This is a genomic window from Simiduia aestuariiviva (assembly GCF_014192475.1).
Classification (GTDB): Bacteria; Pseudomonadota; Gammaproteobacteria; order Pseudomonadales; family Cellvibrionaceae; genus Simiduia; species Simiduia aestuariiviva.
Window position 1 is genome coordinate 407,535 of record NZ_JACHXZ010000003.1, and the last position, 14,070, is coordinate 421,604.

The following is a 14,070-nucleotide window of genomic DNA, read 5'->3' on the forward strand; positions in this document are numbered from 1 at the left end:
TCGCCCTCAATGTCCGCCGCTGGCGTCGACGATCGACTTTTCGGATAACAAAAGGCGAGTTAGGTGAAAAAAATATTCGATTTTCTCGCATGGCCCGTGGCCTTTGGCCTGATGGCCGCGCTCGCTTTTTTGCTGTTTTCACCCAGCGTGCGACCCCTGCTGAACGCCCAGTCCGCAGGTGCCAGCTACGGACAAAACGCGCGGCACTCCTATGCAGAGGCCGTCAGTCGCGCGGCGCCTGCGGTAGTCAACATTTTCACCCAGCGCAAGGTACCCAAACAACGGCACCCCCTGATAGACGACCCCCTGTTCCGACACTTTTTTAACAATGCCAACGTGCCCCAACAGGAGCGCCTGCAAAGCTCGCTTGGCTCGGGGGTCATCATGAACCCCGACGGCTACGTGCTCACGAACCACCATGTCATCAATGGCGCCGACCAAATTGTGGTGTTACTTAACGATGGTCGGGAGGCCCAAGCGCGGGTAATAGGCACCGACCCGGACACTGATCTAGCCGTTCTCAAGATCAATTTAGACAACTTGCACGCCATTGCGCTGGGCGACCCCAGCGCTGCGCGCGTCGGTGATGTAGTCTTGGCCATTGGCAATCCTTTCGGCGTCGGCCAGACGGTGACTCAAGGCATTATTAGCGCCGTGGGCCGCTATGGCCTTGGCATCAACACCTTTGAAAACTATTTACAAACTGACGCAGCCATCAACCCCGGCAATTCGGGAGGCGCACTGGTGGATGCCGACGGCAACCTCATCGGCATTAATACAGCGATCCTCGATAAAACCGGCTTTTCCGTAGGCATCAGCTTTGCTGTCCCCATCGACATGGCGCTGCGCACACTCAAAGACATTGCCGAGCACGGCCATGTGGTGCGCGGCTGGATCGGAGTAGAAGCTCAGGCTGTTAGCCCCCAGTTGGCGAGAAATTTAGGGGTCAGTGCAGATATCGGTGTGATTGTGACGGGCGTGTACAAAGACAGCCCCGCACACCAAGTGGGCATTCGGGCGGGCGACATCATCACCCACCTCAATGGCATCGCCCTTGGCGATGGACGCAAGGGGGTACAGTTCATCGAGCAGAGCCGCCCTGGCGACAGCATTACGCTGCGCATTCAACGAGGCCTGCAAGTCGCGGAGGTCCAGCTGACCATGGCGGCCCAGCCCAGCAATTAATCGTTTGGGTTGATGCGATACTCTGCCGATCGCGCGTGCGCTTCCAAAGCTTCACCGCGCGCTAATACACTCGCGCAACGCCCCAACTGACTTGCCCCCGCAGGTGAGCAGTGAATAATCGACGAGCGCTTTTGGAAATCGTACACCCCAAGCGGGGAAGAAAAACGCGAAGTCCCTGAGGTGGGTAGCACGTGATTCGGACCAGCACAGTAGTCGCCCAGCGCTTCCGCCGTATAGCGCCCCATGAAAATGGCGCCCGCATGGCGAATATGGGGCAACCACTGCTCAGGCTGATCAACGGATAACTCGAGGTGTTCAGGAGCTATGCGGTTGGCCAATGCTATGGCCTCAGCCAAAGTCTCAACCTGAATCAGCGCACCGCGCGATGCCAGCGACTGGCGCGCTATCTCTGCGCGCTCAAGCGTGGGCAGTAAACGCGCCATGGATGCTTTCACCGCCGCCAAAAATGCCGCATCGGGACTGATCAAAATTGCCTGCGCCTGCTCATCGTGCTCGGCTTGACTGAACAAATCCATGGCGACCCAGTCGGGCGATGTCTTGCCATCGCACACCACCAGTATTTCTGACGGCCCGGCAATCATATCGATGGCAACTCGGCCAAAAACCGCGCGCTTCGCGGTGGCCACATAAATGTTGCCCGGACCAACAATCTTATCGACTTTAGGAATGCAATCAGTGCCATAGGCCAGTGCCGCAACCGCCTGTGCGCCGCCAACGGTAAACAAGCGATCGACGCCCGCCAGATGCGCGGCGGCAAGCACCATGGGATTGAGCTCGCCTTGCGGCGCCGGCACCACCATCACGATCTCGTCCACACCCGCCACCTTGGCCGGAATGGCGTTCATTAACACTGAGGATGGATAGGACGCCTTGCCCCCTGGCACATAGATGCCAACGCGCTCCATGGCCGTCACCTGCTGGCCCAATACGGTTCCGTCGGGCTCTTGGTACTGCCACGATGACTGGAGTTGATGCTGGTGATAATCCCGCACTCGTTGCGCGGCGAGTTCAAGGGCCTCGCGCTGATCGGTAGGCAGGCTGTCGAAGGCCGCCCGCCACTGTGCGGGAGGTATTTCCAACTCGCCAACACTGGCGGCGGCGCGCGCATCGAATTGGTTGGTATATGCCAATACAGCGGCGTCACCACGCACGCGCACAGCGTCAATAATCTCGCTTACCACCTGCGCCACTCGCGTGTCGCTGATAGATTCAAAAGCAAGCAGCGCGTCGAGCTGTGCGTCGAAGCTGGCGTCTCGGGTTGAGAGCTCGGCAATCATGATGGTCACTTCAGTAGTCGTGGGGCTAGGCTGATACCGCTGCCGCGATATCGTCAATAATGCGCTGAATTTGCGCATGCTTCATTTTCATTGAGGCTTTGTTAACGATTAAGCGTGAACTGATATCGGCGATATGATCACGCGCCTCAAGGCCATTGGCCTTTAAGGTATTGCCGGTGTCGACGATATCTACAATTTCATCGGCCAAATCCATCAGCGGCGCCAACTCCATCCCGCCGTAAAGCTTGATAATGTCAGCTTGTCGACCCTGCGCAGCATAATAGCGTTTGGCCACATTGACGTATTTAGTAGCAACTTTTAGGCGCCCATTTGGCGCCTTCGCGCCCTTGATGGCAGCCGTCATCAACCGGCATTTGGCAATATTGAGGTCGAGCGGTTCATACAATCCCGCGGCGCCGTTTTCCAACAGCGTATCTTTGCCGGACACCCCCATATCGGCGGCACCGAACTGCACGTAGGTGGGCACATCAGAACCGCGCAATACCACCAAGCTCACACCTGGCTGGCTCGTGCCAAAAATTAACTTGCGAGATTTGCTGATGTCTTCTTCAGGTTCAATCCCTGCAGCGGCCAACAATGGCAGGGTCTCCTGAAGAATACGGCCCTTGGTTAGCGCAATGGTCAATTTATTTGTCAACCTGGCACCCTCCGAATGTTGGCGCCCAGCAACTGCAGCTTTTCTTCAATGCACTCGTAACCGCGATCGATGTGATAGATGCGATCGACTAAGGTGTCGCCCTCTGCTACCAAACCTGCAATTACCAAGCTTGCCGAGGCGCGCAAGTCGGTGGCCATAACTGGCGCCGCCTTGAGCTGCTTAACACCGGTGATCATGGCGGTATTGCCTTCCAATGCGATATTGGCGCCCATGCGATTGAGCTCGTGCACTTGGATCAGGCGGTTCTCAAAGATGGTTTCCGTCACCGTCCCTACCCCTTCGGCGATTGCATTCATTGCGGTGAATTGCGCCTGCATATCCGTGGGGAAAGCGGGGTACGGTGCCGTTTTTAAATTCACTGACTTGGGCCGCTTGCCTTTCATATCCAGCGCGATCCAATCATCGCCACAGGTAATCTCGGCGCCCGCCTCTTCCAGCTTTAAGATGACCGACTCTAAAATATCCGCACGCGTATCTTTTAACTTCACCCGGCCACCGGTGGCCGCGGCAGCCACCAAGTAGGTGCCGGTTTCGATGCGATCAGGCATGACTTTATAGGTACAACCCTTTAGCGTTTCGACGCCATCAATGGTCAAAGTCGCCGTGCCGATACCGCTGATCTTGGCGCCCATGGCTTCTAGGCACAGGCACAAATCCACTACCTCTGGCTCGCGGGCAGCATTTTCCAAGACGGTGCGACCCTCAGCGAGCGCGGCGGCCATAACGAGGTTTTCCGTGCCACCGACGGTAACCGTATCCATAAAGAAGTGCGCACCCTTCAGGCGACCATCGCATCGGGCGCGAATATAGCCCTGATCCACCTCGACCGTGGCGCCCATGGCCTCTAAACCGCGCAAGTGAATGTCCACAGGACGACTACCGATAGCGCAGCCGCCGGGAAAGGACACATTGGCCTCGCCAAATCGGGCCAACATGGGCCCAAGTACTAAAATTGATGCGCGCATCGTCTTTACGAGCTCGTAGGGCGCCGTAAATTCGCGCATTGGCTCAGTATTGGTCTCGACGCACATTTTCTCGTCAATGGTGATATCTACCCCCATGCAGCGCAGCAGCGCCAACATAGTGGTGATGTCATTGAGGTGAGGCAAATTGCAGATATGCATGGGGCCTTCTGCCAGCAAGGTCGCGGCAAGAATGGGCAGCCCGGAATTCTTAGCCCCCGATATACGAATTTCTCCATCGAGGCGAGCGCCGCCTTGGATTAGCAATTTGTCCATATCATTCTCTTACAGGTATTTTGAATACACACTCGGAGGGCAACTAACGGCGTTAACCCGCCTCGGCTGGCGTCAAGGTTTGCATGTTAACGGCATGAATCACGCCGCTGGCGATTTGTTCAGCCAACGCCTTGTAAACCAGCTGCTGCTTTTGTACTGGTCGCATACCTTCAAAGGCAGAGCTAACCACCACCACATTGACATGACTGCCCTCGATGGATACTTCTACCTTACTATCGGCGATAGCGGCTTCAATCAGCGCCTGAATTTCTTGCGGTTGCATGCATTGCCTCTCAAAAATTGGGTGTACCGACCGTGCAATACTAGGTCGCCACCATAACAAAACACCCCCATTTCAGGGGGTGCTAAGTCTACTGGTTTACAGGCTTTTTTGCACGAAAATGGCTGATCAAGGCTTGGCGGGCGGCACTTGCGCCCAGCTGGCGATCACTTTATCGATGTCGCCGCCATGCTGTTTATGGGCCTGAGCAAATTGGCTGCGAAAGGTCTTGCCAAGATTAATGCCGTTGAGCACCACATTAATCAGCTTCCATTCGCCGGTGGTGCGATTCTTGGCCATGGTGTAATCGATAATTTGCACACCCGAGGCCGTGGTCACTTCCTGCCGCACCGCCACTCGATTTTGACCGGCAGCTTCTGGCCCCAAAGGGGGGATATTCATTTCCGCCTCGACATAACCCGTCATGCCTTTCGCATAGGTAGACACCAAACTGTCGCGAAACACATCTCCGAAGCGGGCGATCTGTTGCGGCGTTGCTGTTTTGGCTGCGGGCCCCATAACCACGCGAGCGATAAATCCAAAGTCCACCACCGGCTCTAAAATAGCGCGCATATCGGTTAGCAGCTGAACCGCTTCAGGGTCTTTTTCGGCGTCGTGCTTATTGACTGCCGTCTTTAACGAGCTGACCACCTGCACCACTACCTCGCGCGGCCCTACCTCGGCAGCTGAATAGGCCGCTGCTGAAAACATGACGCTGACACCCAATAGAGCACCTAAAATCCGAGAACCCATACCCATAACTCTCCATCAAATTCGATTAATAGCTCGGCAGCCACTGCCCAGCATCGGGCCGCTATTCTACCTTATTGCCACAAAGGCCCGTGCAGATTTTCACAATAGATTGCGACATACACCACCATTCGAGAGCCGCAAACACCGATGGCGACGCACTTGCGCCCCGTCGCACAGGTGTGCTGACAATCATGAGTGGGCACTATACCATTACGCCCCTGAACGGAAACTGAATCACCTTACCGCCGAGCGAGCAATGTCATGACTCAACACCAAGCTTTTATTGACTCAGGAAAGCGCACCGTCAAGATCGAGCTAGACGCCATAGATGCATTGCATGGGCGGTTAAATGACGAGTTTGCTCAGGCCTGTGAATTAATTCTCGCGTGCCAAGGTCGCACCATAGTCACCGGCATGGGTAAATCTGGGCACATCGGCGGCAAAATTGCGGCCACCCTTGCCAGCACTGGCACGCCCGCATTTTTTGTACACCCGGGTGAGGCAAGTCACGGCGATTTGGGCATGGTAACCCGTCAAGACGTGGTGATTGCAATTTCCAACTCCGGCTCATCTTCCGAAGTTCTGACGCTGATCCCGCTCTTTAAGCGCATGCAAATTCCCATTATCAGCATGACCGGCAACCCCAACTCACCACTGGCACAGGCCGCTGATGTCAACCTCGATATCAGCATTGAGGCCGAAGCCTGCCCATTGGATTTAGCGCCCACATCATCCACCACGGTGACGCTGGTCATGGGTGATGCGCTGGCAGTGGCACTGCTGGAAGCCCGGGGTTTCACCAAAGAGGAGTTTGCGTTTTCACACCCAGGTGGCGCACTGGGGCGCAGACTGCTCATCCGCGCCAGCGATTTGATGCACGCGGGTACAGAGCTACCCAAGGTGACACCGGATTCACCCTTGTCGGTGGCACTGGTGGAAATGACCCGCAAAGGTTTTGGTATGACAACCATTGTGGATGCCTCGGATCAGTTGATCGGCGTATTCACCGACGGCGATCTGCGCCGCTGTGTGGATCAAGGGGCCAACCTCGCGACGGCCACCATGGCCGAAGTCATGACGCGCAACCCACTGACGGTAAAAACGCAACTGCTTGCGGCTGAGGCATTAACGCTAATGGAGCAGCGCAAAATTACCGCATTGGTGGTCGAAGATGACGAAAACCACCCCGTGGGATTGTTGCACATGCACGACATACTTCGCGCCGGCATCGTTTAATTTATGGAACACACCATGACTTCTGTACAAGACCAAGCCAAACGCATCAAGCTGCTACTGCTTGACGTCGACGGTGTACTAACTGATGGCAAACTTTATTTCGACAATCAAGGCAATGAAATGAAGGCCTTCAACACCCAAGATGGGCACGGTATCAAACTGCTGCAAAAATCCGGGGTGAAAGTGGGCATCATCACCGGTCGCAAGAGCGATCTTGTGGCGCGCCGCGCTGGAGATCTTGGCATTACCATTTTAGTACAGGGCCGCGAGGACAAATTTATCGCGCTCCAAGAAATCTTGCGCAATGACCCCATGCCATTGGAACACATCGCCTTTATGGGTGATGACCATCCAGATCTCACCTGCATGGTCAAAGTGGGACTGGCCATGACCACGGCCAACGCCCATCCCGACGTCGTGGCGCAAGCGCACTGGCAAAGCCGGCGCAACGGTGGCGAGGGGGCTGTCCGCGAGGCGTGTGATTTTTTAATGCAGGCGCAGGGCACACATCAGGCTCTGCTCGACACCTATATCCGTTGAACCGCCTTAAGACTGTGCAGCAGCTACATATGCAGCAACTACAATAAACAACGCGGCTTACCGTGCAGCAGCCACCCTCTCAAACAGAAAGGAATATCACCTTTGGCGCTAGTTAAAAAGATTCTGCCCGCCATTGTCGCGCTCATTGTGATCGCCTACCTGTTCATATTTGAGACGCCCTCCACAAGGCTATTCGACAAGCCATCTGATCAGGCCACACAGAAAGCGCCCGCTTTTTTTATGACGGACTTTGTCAGCAGCCAATATGACGAAAATGGGCGACTAAGCCAGCAATTGCGAGGCTTGCGAGCAGACCACTTTCAACCAAAGGGCAAGGCAAGCGCAAAGGACTACACGCTGGTCCAACAGTTGAAGGCGGACATCTACAATCCAGACCAAGCGCCGTGGCATATTGTCGCCGACAAAGGGCGAGCCACCCATCGCGGCGATCGTATAGAGCTAACCGGCAACGTCCACCTTTTTCAAAAGGACCCAGTGAAGGGCGTAACGGAACTCTTTACCAATAAATTAATCTACTTTACTAAGCGTCAAGTTGCCCAAACTAACGCACCCGTAAAAATTGTGACACCTCAAGGCGTCACCACGGCCAAAGGTTTGAAGGCAAACATCAAAACCGAACAATTCACCTTAACGAAAAAGGTCAAAGGTATTTATGAACCGGATTAGAACTGCCGCACTGGCGCTACTGTGCAGTGTGTGCCTCATACCTCTTGCACAGGCGCTGCCCACCGATCGCGACCAGCCCATTCACATTGACGCTGACACTGCAGACCTAGACCAAAAAGCGGGTATCCTTACCTACATAGGCAATGTGGTGATCGACCAGGGCAGTATTCACATTGAAGCGGCGAAGGCGGTTATCTACAGTAAAAACAGTGAGGTATATCGCGTGGTCGCGACGGGCGGACCCGCCCACTTTCAGCAACAACCCGAACTCAACAAACCGCTGGTTAAGGCTCAGGGCAATTCTCTGGTGTACGATGTTTCGAGTGAAAAACTCACCATTACTGAGCACGCGAGAGTAGAGCAAAACGGCTCCGTCATTACCGGCGACGTGATTAACTACGACATTCATCTGGCAACCGTAGAAGCTGGGCGACGCACGGAAAACAGTGAGCGGGTAAAAGTTATTTTACAACCGCAGAACAAAAAACCAGTGGAGCAAGATGCCGAATGAGCCAACTGTGCGCACTGAATTTGGCCAAGAGTTACAAAGGCCGGCGAGTAGTCATAGACGTTTCTATGGAAGTAAAAAGCGGCCAAATTGTCGGTCTACTAGGTCCCAATGGCGCTGGTAAAACCACTTGTTTTTATATGATCGCAGGTCTGGTTGAGAGTGACGCGGGCACCGTGCGCATCGACGATCAAGACTTGACGCCCCTGCCAATTCACGGGCGCGCGCGCGCGGGCATTGGGTACTTGCCGCAGGAGGCCTCAGTATTTCGCAAACTGACCGTGGCCAACAACATTCTCGCTATATTGGAAACGCGTAAAGAGCTCAGCCGTGAACAGCGACTCGCCCGCATGGAAGCGCTGCTCGAGGAGTTCAATATCACCCACATCAGAGACAGCTTGGGCATGGCATTGTCTGGTGGCGAACGGCGGCGCGTGGAAATCGCTCGAGCACTGGCCACAGAGCCACGCTTTATCCTGCTGGATGAACCCTTCGCGGGCGTAGACCCCATTTCAGTGGGCGATATCAAACAAATTATTCAGCACCTGAAAGCGCGCGGCATCGGCGTGCTTATTACCGACCACAATGTCCGCGAGACACTGAGTATTTGTGAAAAGGCCTACATCGTCAGCGAAGGGCACATTATTGCCGAAGGCGATGCGAATACCGTGCTGGCAAACCAGCGCGTGCGCGAAGTCTATCTGGGCGATCAATTCACCCTGTAAAACCTAAACTATCGACTGACCTTTCCGACTAAAGCGAGCTCAGGCCATAAAGGCATGGAGCTTGCTTGTCAATATTGCCTGTCCCTAACCGGATGACTACACTTGGGTGGCGCCTACCGTTGTAACAGGCCGCCACCAAGAGGATGTAAGTCATCAACTTATGAAGCCATCTCTACAGCTCAAGCTCGGTCAATCGCTGACCATGACCCCCCAATTGCAACAGGCTATCCGCCTATTGCAACTGTCGACGCTGGATCTTCAGGCCGAAATTCAAGAGGCCCTAGAGTCCAACCCCATGCTGGAAATGGCGGAAGGCGATGAACCCGGTGCCAATGCAGAGGGTAGTGGCGATAAAAGTGAATTTGATACCCCGCAATCGTCACAATCTGAAAGCGGCAAAGACAATACCATCGAAACCTCCACCAGCGCCGACGCCAATGGCGAGAGTGCCATGGACGCGGACTGGAGCAACGATATCCCCGACGACCTCCCAGTGGACACCAATTGGGACGACATCTACACCTCTGGCCCCGCAAGCGGCAGTGGCGGTGGCACCGACGACGACCGCGACTATGAACGCGATGACAGCGGCGGTGAAACACTTCAAGAACACTTGCTTTGGCAACTCAATTTGACCCCCATGTCCGACCGTGATCGCGTGATCGCCATGTCCATCATTGACGCCATTGAACCCAGCGGGCTGCTCGCCTCCCCACTTGAAGAAATTGCTGACGGATTGCACCAAGAGACAGAATTGCAGGACGATCCACTCGAAATGGACGAGGTTTTAGCAGTACTGCATCGTCTTCAGCAGTTTGATCCACCCGGTGTTGCGGGCCAAGACCTCTCGGAATGCCTGTTAATTCAACTGCGCGCGCTACCTGCCACTACGCCTCTCCTAGATGCTGCTAAACTCATTGTAAAGGATCACTTGGCCCTGCTCGGCAGTCGCGATTACAAACAATTAATGCGCCGCTGCAAACTCAAGGAAGCCGAACTCGCCCAGGTTATTGGGCTGATCCAAACCCTTAACCCGCGCCCAGGCGAGACCATCAGCCGGGCCGATACTGAGTATGTCATCCCGGATGTCTTTGTCAGCAAAAAACAGGATCGGTGGCTAGTGGAACTCAACCCCGACATCGCGCCTAAAATCCGTATCAATTCTGGCTACGCATCACTAGTCAAGCGCGCCGACACCAGCCGAGACAACAATTTTCTGCGCGACAATCTGCAAGAGGCGCGCTGGTTTCTCAAAAGCTTACAGAGCCGTAACGAAACCCTGTTGAAAGTCGCTACCTGTATCGTCGAAAAGCAGGTGGGCTTCTTTGAGCACGGGCCCGAAGCCATGAAGCCCATGGTGCTGCACGATATTGCGGAAGAAGTGGGGATGCACGAATCCACTATCTCGCGAGTGACTACGCAAAAGTACATGCACACCCCGCAGGGTATATTTGAACTCAAATATTTCTTTTCCAGCCATGTGAGCACAGACTCAGGTGGCGAGTGCTCGTCAACGGCAATTCGCGCCATCATCAAAAAATTGGTGGCCGCGGAAAACCCCAAAAAGCCCCTGAGCGACAGCAAAATTACCAAGCTACTTGAAGAGCAAGGCATTCAGGTTGCCCGGCGCACGATCGCCAAATACCGGGAATCTCTTGGAATTGCCGCCTCTAATGAGCGCAAACGACTAATTTAGCACACGAGTATTGGTGCCCCGGGCTGGTATTGCACCAAAACGGGGCGGATGACACGCAAACGCAGCGACATAGGAGCAGCAAATGCAAATTAACATCAGTGGACACCATCTCGACCTGACTGACGCCATCAAGAGCTATGTCAACACCAAGCTCGAAAAGCTCGAACGCCACCACGACCGAATAACCAGTATTAATGCCATTCTCAGCGTTGATAAACTACAGCAAAAGGCAGAGGCAACCGTCCACGTGAGCGGCGGCGAGTTTTTCGCTGACTCAGAGTCAGAAGACCTGTATGCTGCCATCGACACACTCACCGATAAGCTGGATCGCCAACTTATCAAGCACAAAGAAAAGCTTCGAAGCCACCGTTGAATCTATGCAGTTTGAAAACCTTCTAGCCCCACGCCGTGTTCAACACGGCGTGGATGGCGTCAGCAAAAAGCGCGCGCTGGAAATTTTGGCCGACCTAATCTCCAACGACATCCCCTCCCTTTCCGCCGATGACCTTTTTCGCAGCCTAGTAGCGCGTGAGCGGTTGGGCAGTACGGGTTTAGGTCACGGCATTGCGATACCCCATTGCCGCGTCGCCAAATGCGAGGCCACCATTGGTGCGTTGATTATTTTATCGAAGCCCATTGATTTTGATGCCATTGATGGCGAGCCCGTCGACGTTATTTTTTCACTGATGGTGCCCGAAGAGGCCAACGGTGAACACTTACAAATGCTGGCCAAGTTGGCTGAGCTGTTTCAGCAAGAAGATTTTCGCGCACAATTGCGCAGTGCTGACTCGGATCAACTGCTCTATAGTAGGGTAGTGCAACACCTAACCGCCGTTTAAGGAACGACTGTCCATGACCACTGAGCCAACCCATCCTAGGTTAATCGTCGTCAGTGGGCGGTCGGGCGCAGGCAAGAGTACCGCGCTCCACGTGCTTGAAGACTTGGGTTTCAACTGCATCGATAATCTCCCGCTGAGACTTTTGCCAGAACTGGTGAAACAACTGGAGACCGACCCTACAGACCAACAAACCTTTGCTATCAGCGTTGACGCGCGCAATGCCTGGCGCGAGCTCACTCGCTTTCCACAAATCATTGCCTCCGCTCGCAACAGCGGGATTCACATTGAAGTGATGTTCCTCGATGCCCGCTCGCCGGCGCTGATCCAGCGCTTCAGCGAAAACCGCCGCAAACACCCGCTGAGCGGTGAAGGGGTTGCGTTGCGCGATGCGCTAGTCAAAGAGCGGGAGCTGCTTCAACCGGTAGTGGATCTCGCTGATTTGGTGATCGATAGCACCAACCTCACCCTGCACCAGTTGCGAGATTTGGTGAAAACCCGCGTGCGCCTGTCAGGTGAAACCACCATGGCGCTGCAACTTATGTCCTTTGGTTTTAAGCGGGGCGTACCCGTGGATGCCGACTTCGTGTTCGATGTGCGCTGCCTGCCAAATCCCTACTGGAAACCCCAACTACGGGCGCAGACGGGAAAAGACAAAGGGGTAGCTGATTTTTTGGAAGAGCAGGAAGACACCGGCGTGATGCTGGCCGATATTTTTAACCACATCCAAAAATGGCTTCCAAAGTTCGAGGCCAGCAACCGCAGCTACATGACCGTAGCCATCGGTTGTACCGGCGGCCAACACCGCTCTGTCTACATTGCCGAGCGACTGCACCAACAACTGCTGAGCGACTACCCCAACGCCCAGCTTCGCCACCGAGAACTGGCGGTCAACACTGAGCAGTGACTATGGAGAGGCAAGTCGAAATCATCAACAAATTGGGGCTACACGCCCGCGCGGCCGCCAAAATGGCAACCCTGGCTGCGCGCTTTGGCTGTAAAATACAAGCCGTTGTCGAGGGCAAGCAAGTGGACGCGAAAAGTGTCATGTCGTTGATGCTATTGGCTGCCGGCAAAGGGACTCACATGACGCTAATCACAGAGGGCGACGATGCCGAGGAAGCAATGACGGCACTGGTAGCCCTGATAGACGATCGCTTCGGCGAAGGCGAATAGGCCGCTGTCGCTCTGCGCGCAACTTCGGTACCATGCGCGGCCTGAACTATCCCGGAACTTCCGGGCACTCCACCAAATGCGGAATACCCATGGCGCACGACAACCACCCCTATGACGAGTCTGAAGAAGACACTCCCAAAAGTCGCACACAGATCAAAAAAGAAATGCTCGCGCTGCAAGAGCTCGGCGGTAAATTGTGCGAACTCAACAACGAGCGACTAGCTAAAATTCCTCTGCCCGATTTACTGCGCAACGCCATTGTTGAAATGGGCCGGATTAAGACCCACAACGCGAAGCGTCGCCACATGCAATTCATTGGGCGCTTGATGCGTGAAGCGGATCACGAGGCGATTGCCGACGCCTATGCGCAGCTTACGCAAGTATCAGAGCAGCACGTGCAACAGCAGCATTTAGCGGAGCGCTGGCGCGACCAGATACTCAGTGAAGGCGATGCGGCCATTAATGCATTTTTATTGGATTATCCCAGTGGCGACCGCCAACAACTGCGTCAATTGGCACGCAGTGCGGGGCAGGAAGCCAGCAAAGGCAAACCGCCCAGCAGCGCACGCAAGCTATTCCGCGCCCTGCGCGACTGCATAGTGAGTTGATACCGGTGTTTGATGGAGTTCTGTTTATCGCGGGCCTAATTGGCTGCGCCGTATTTGCTATTTCTGGCGGCCTCGCCGCTGCCCAGCGACAGCAAGATATCATGAGTTTTATTTTATTGGGCGTAGTGACGGGATTAGGTGGCGGCACGGTACGCGATCTAGTGCTCAACAAACCCAGTATTTTCTGGCTCGCCGACCCGCTCTATCTTTACGTCTGTGTAGGCGCCGCCGCACTCACCTACTTTTTGGCGCCAGTGTTGGCGTCAAAATATAAAACACTGGTGTGGATGGATGCCGCCGGTATGGCGCTTTTTAGTGTCACCGCGACCCACACTACCTTGCAGTGGCACGATGCTTGGCTGGTGGCTATGGCGATGGCGATGATAACCGCATCGTTCGGCGGCATTATGCGCGACGTTCTGCTCGACCAGATGCCCGTGATACTAGAGCCAGAAATCTATGTGTCGGCAAGCTTGCTGGGCGCACTGGTTTACTTAATTGCCCACGCCTTCCCACTGCCAACACCCTGGGCTATCGGACTCGGCACTATTGCGGCGTTTAGCCTGCGCGGTGCGGCAATAATTTGGGACCTGCGACTGCCAAAATACCGGGACTAAATTGGCTT

18 protein-coding genes are annotated in these 14,070 nt (G+C 54.8%); 13 read left to right on the forward strand and 5 right to left on the reverse strand.

Translation table 11 applies throughout. From position 1 onward, the window contains the following. Nucleotides 1-63: 63 nt before the first annotated feature. Nucleotides 64-1,185: a trypsin-like peptidase domain-containing protein gene (locus FHS30_RS11550; protein WP_343049083.1), complete on the forward strand. Its 1,122-nt coding sequence runs from the start codon at nucleotides 64-66 to the stop codon at nucleotides 1,183-1,185. Here FHS30_RS11550 and hisD read toward each other — a convergent pair. The 5 genes from hisD to FHS30_RS11575 all read right to left on the reverse strand — a co-directional run bounded on the left by hisD (nucleotide 1,182) and on the right by FHS30_RS11575 (nucleotide 5,433). Then, nucleotides 1,182-2,483: a histidinol dehydrogenase gene (gene hisD / locus FHS30_RS11555; protein ID WP_183910633.1), complete on the reverse strand. Its 1,302-nt coding sequence runs from the start codon at nucleotides 2,481-2,483 to the stop codon at nucleotides 1,182-1,184. The two genes, FHS30_RS11550 and hisD, sit on opposite strands and share 4 nt — an antisense overlap. Before the next feature lie 25 nt (nucleotides 2,484-2,508). After that, nucleotides 2,509-3,141: an ATP phosphoribosyltransferase gene (gene hisG, locus FHS30_RS11560; protein ID WP_183910634.1), complete on the reverse strand. Its 633-nt coding sequence runs from the start codon at nucleotides 3,139-3,141 to the stop codon at nucleotides 2,509-2,511. Further along, nucleotides 3,138-4,400, reverse strand: a complete 1,263-nt coding sequence (gene murA / locus FHS30_RS11565; protein WP_183910635.1) for a UDP-N-acetylglucosamine 1-carboxyvinyltransferase — start codon at nucleotides 4,398-4,400, stop codon at nucleotides 3,138-3,140. The genes hisG and murA overlap by 4 nt, the downstream gene beginning before the upstream one ends. Nucleotides 4,401-4,452: 52 nt before the next feature. Then, a complete protein-coding gene (locus FHS30_RS11570) occupies nucleotides 4,453-4,683 on the reverse strand; it encodes a BolA/IbaG family iron-sulfur metabolism protein (RefSeq protein ID WP_183910636.1) in 231 nt (76 codons plus the stop codon). A 126-nt stretch (nucleotides 4,684-4,809) separates the two neighbouring features. Next, entirely contained in the window at nucleotides 4,810-5,433 is a 624-nt protein-coding gene (locus FHS30_RS11575; RefSeq protein WP_183910637.1) for an MlaC/ttg2D family ABC transporter substrate-binding protein, read from the reverse strand. 261 nt (nucleotides 5,434-5,694) lie between these two features. Here FHS30_RS11575 and FHS30_RS11580 point away from each other — a divergent pair, with 261 nt between their 5' ends. From FHS30_RS11580 to FHS30_RS11635, 12 genes are all read left to right on the forward strand, one after another. Continuing rightward, nucleotides 5,695-6,669 carry a KpsF/GutQ family sugar-phosphate isomerase gene (locus FHS30_RS11580; protein ID WP_183910638.1) on the forward strand — a complete coding sequence of 325 codons (975 nt, stop codon included), beginning with the start codon at nucleotides 5,695-5,697 and terminating at the stop codon, nucleotides 6,667-6,669. Nucleotides 6,670-6,684: 15 nt separating this feature from the next. Beyond that, on the forward strand, nucleotides 6,685-7,209 hold the full coding sequence (locus FHS30_RS11585) for a KdsC family phosphatase (RefSeq protein ID WP_425502373.1): 525 nt from the start codon (nucleotides 6,685-6,687) through the stop codon (nucleotides 7,207-7,209). 102 nt (nucleotides 7,210-7,311) lie between these two features. Then, nucleotides 7,312-7,896 (forward strand): LPS export ABC transporter periplasmic protein LptC, encoded by a 585-nt coding sequence (gene lptC / locus FHS30_RS11590; protein WP_183910640.1) that lies wholly within the window; start codon nucleotides 7,312-7,314, stop codon nucleotides 7,894-7,896. Beyond that, complete coding sequence (lptA, locus tag FHS30_RS11595) at nucleotides 7,883-8,407, forward strand: lipopolysaccharide transport periplasmic protein LptA (RefSeq protein ID WP_183910641.1); 525 nt, start codon at nucleotides 7,883-7,885, stop codon at nucleotides 8,405-8,407. Before lptC ends, lptA begins: the two co-directional genes overlap by 14 nt. Further along, on the forward strand, nucleotides 8,404-9,129 hold the full coding sequence (lptB, locus tag FHS30_RS11600; protein WP_183910642.1) for an LPS export ABC transporter ATP-binding protein: 726 nt from the start codon (nucleotides 8,404-8,406) through the stop codon (nucleotides 9,127-9,129). Before lptA ends, lptB begins: the two co-directional genes overlap by 4 nt. A 160-nt stretch (nucleotides 9,130-9,289) precedes the next feature. Continuing rightward, a complete protein-coding gene (locus tag FHS30_RS11605) occupies nucleotides 9,290-10,825 on the forward strand; it encodes an RNA polymerase factor sigma-54 (protein WP_183910643.1) in 1,536 nt (511 codons plus the stop codon). Between the two features lie 82 nt (nucleotides 10,826-10,907). Further along, complete coding sequence (hpf, locus tag FHS30_RS11610; protein WP_183910644.1) at nucleotides 10,908-11,198, forward strand: ribosome hibernation-promoting factor, HPF/YfiA family; 291 nt, start codon at nucleotides 10,908-10,910, stop codon at nucleotides 11,196-11,198. 4 nt (nucleotides 11,199-11,202) lie between these two features. Continuing rightward, nucleotides 11,203-11,664: a PTS sugar transporter subunit IIA gene (locus FHS30_RS11615; protein ID WP_183910645.1), complete on the forward strand. Its 462-nt coding sequence runs from the start codon at nucleotides 11,203-11,205 to the stop codon at nucleotides 11,662-11,664. 13 nt (nucleotides 11,665-11,677) lie between these two features. Beyond that, on the forward strand, nucleotides 11,678-12,568 hold the full coding sequence (gene rapZ / locus FHS30_RS11620; RefSeq protein ID WP_183910646.1) for an RNase adapter RapZ: 891 nt from the start codon (nucleotides 11,678-11,680) through the stop codon (nucleotides 12,566-12,568). Nucleotides 12,569-12,570: 2 nt separating this feature from the next. Then, entirely contained in the window at nucleotides 12,571-12,837 is a 267-nt protein-coding gene (locus tag FHS30_RS11625; RefSeq protein ID WP_183910647.1) for an HPr family phosphocarrier protein, read from the forward strand. An 89-nt stretch (nucleotides 12,838-12,926) separates the two neighbouring features. Further along, the gene (gene yjgA / locus FHS30_RS11630; protein ID WP_183910648.1) at nucleotides 12,927-13,445 is read left to right on the forward strand and encodes a ribosome biogenesis factor YjgA; all 519 of its coding nucleotides are present in this window, start codon (nucleotides 12,927-12,929) and stop codon (nucleotides 13,443-13,445) included. A 5-nt stretch (nucleotides 13,446-13,450) separates the two neighbouring features. Continuing rightward, a complete protein-coding gene (locus FHS30_RS11635; protein ID WP_343049086.1) occupies nucleotides 13,451-14,062 on the forward strand; it encodes a trimeric intracellular cation channel family protein in 612 nt (203 codons plus the stop codon). The last annotated feature ends 8 nt before the right edge of the window (nucleotides 14,063-14,070 follow it).

What these genes read in the sequence shown, in the direction of transcription:
- hisD (WP_183910633.1), bottom strand. Translation starts at nt 2,483, where the DNA reads ATGATTGCCGAGCTCTCAACCCGAGACGCCAGCTTCGACGCACAGCTC.
- murA (WP_183910635.1), bottom strand. Translation starts at nt 4,400, where the DNA reads ATGGACAAATTGCTAATCCAAGGCGGCGCTCGCCTCGATGGAGAAATT.
- FHS30_RS11570 (WP_183910636.1), bottom strand. Translation starts at nt 4,683, where the DNA reads ATGCAACCGCAAGAAATTCAGGCGCTGATTGAAGCCGCTATCGCCGAT.
- FHS30_RS11575 (WP_183910637.1), bottom strand. Translation starts at nt 5,433, where the DNA reads ATGGGTTCTCGGATTTTAGGTGCTCTATTGGGTGTCAGCGTCATGTTT.
- FHS30_RS11580 (WP_183910638.1), top strand. Translation starts at nt 5,695, where the DNA reads ATGACTCAACACCAAGCTTTTATTGACTCAGGAAAGCGCACCGTCAAG.
- FHS30_RS11585 (WP_425502373.1), top strand. Translation starts at nt 6,685, where the DNA reads ATGACTTCTGTACAAGACCAAGCCAAACGCATCAAGCTGCTACTGCTT.
- lptA (WP_183910641.1), top strand. Translation starts at nt 7,883, where the DNA reads ATGAACCGGATTAGAACTGCCGCACTGGCGCTACTGTGCAGTGTGTGC.
- lptB (WP_183910642.1), top strand. Translation starts at nt 8,404, where the DNA reads ATGAGCCAACTGTGCGCACTGAATTTGGCCAAGAGTTACAAAGGCCGG.
- FHS30_RS11605 (WP_183910643.1), top strand. Translation starts at nt 9,290, where the DNA reads ATGAAGCCATCTCTACAGCTCAAGCTCGGTCAATCGCTGACCATGACC.
- hpf (WP_183910644.1), top strand. Translation starts at nt 10,908, where the DNA reads ATGCAAATTAACATCAGTGGACACCATCTCGACCTGACTGACGCCATC.
- FHS30_RS11615 (WP_183910645.1), top strand. Translation starts at nt 11,203, where the DNA reads ATGCAGTTTGAAAACCTTCTAGCCCCACGCCGTGTTCAACACGGCGTG.
- rapZ (WP_183910646.1), top strand. Translation starts at nt 11,678, where the DNA reads ATGACCACTGAGCCAACCCATCCTAGGTTAATCGTCGTCAGTGGGCGG.
- FHS30_RS11625 (WP_183910647.1), top strand. Translation starts at nt 12,571, where the DNA reads ATGGAGAGGCAAGTCGAAATCATCAACAAATTGGGGCTACACGCCCGC.
- yjgA (WP_183910648.1), top strand. Translation starts at nt 12,927, where the DNA reads ATGGCGCACGACAACCACCCCTATGACGAGTCTGAAGAAGACACTCCC.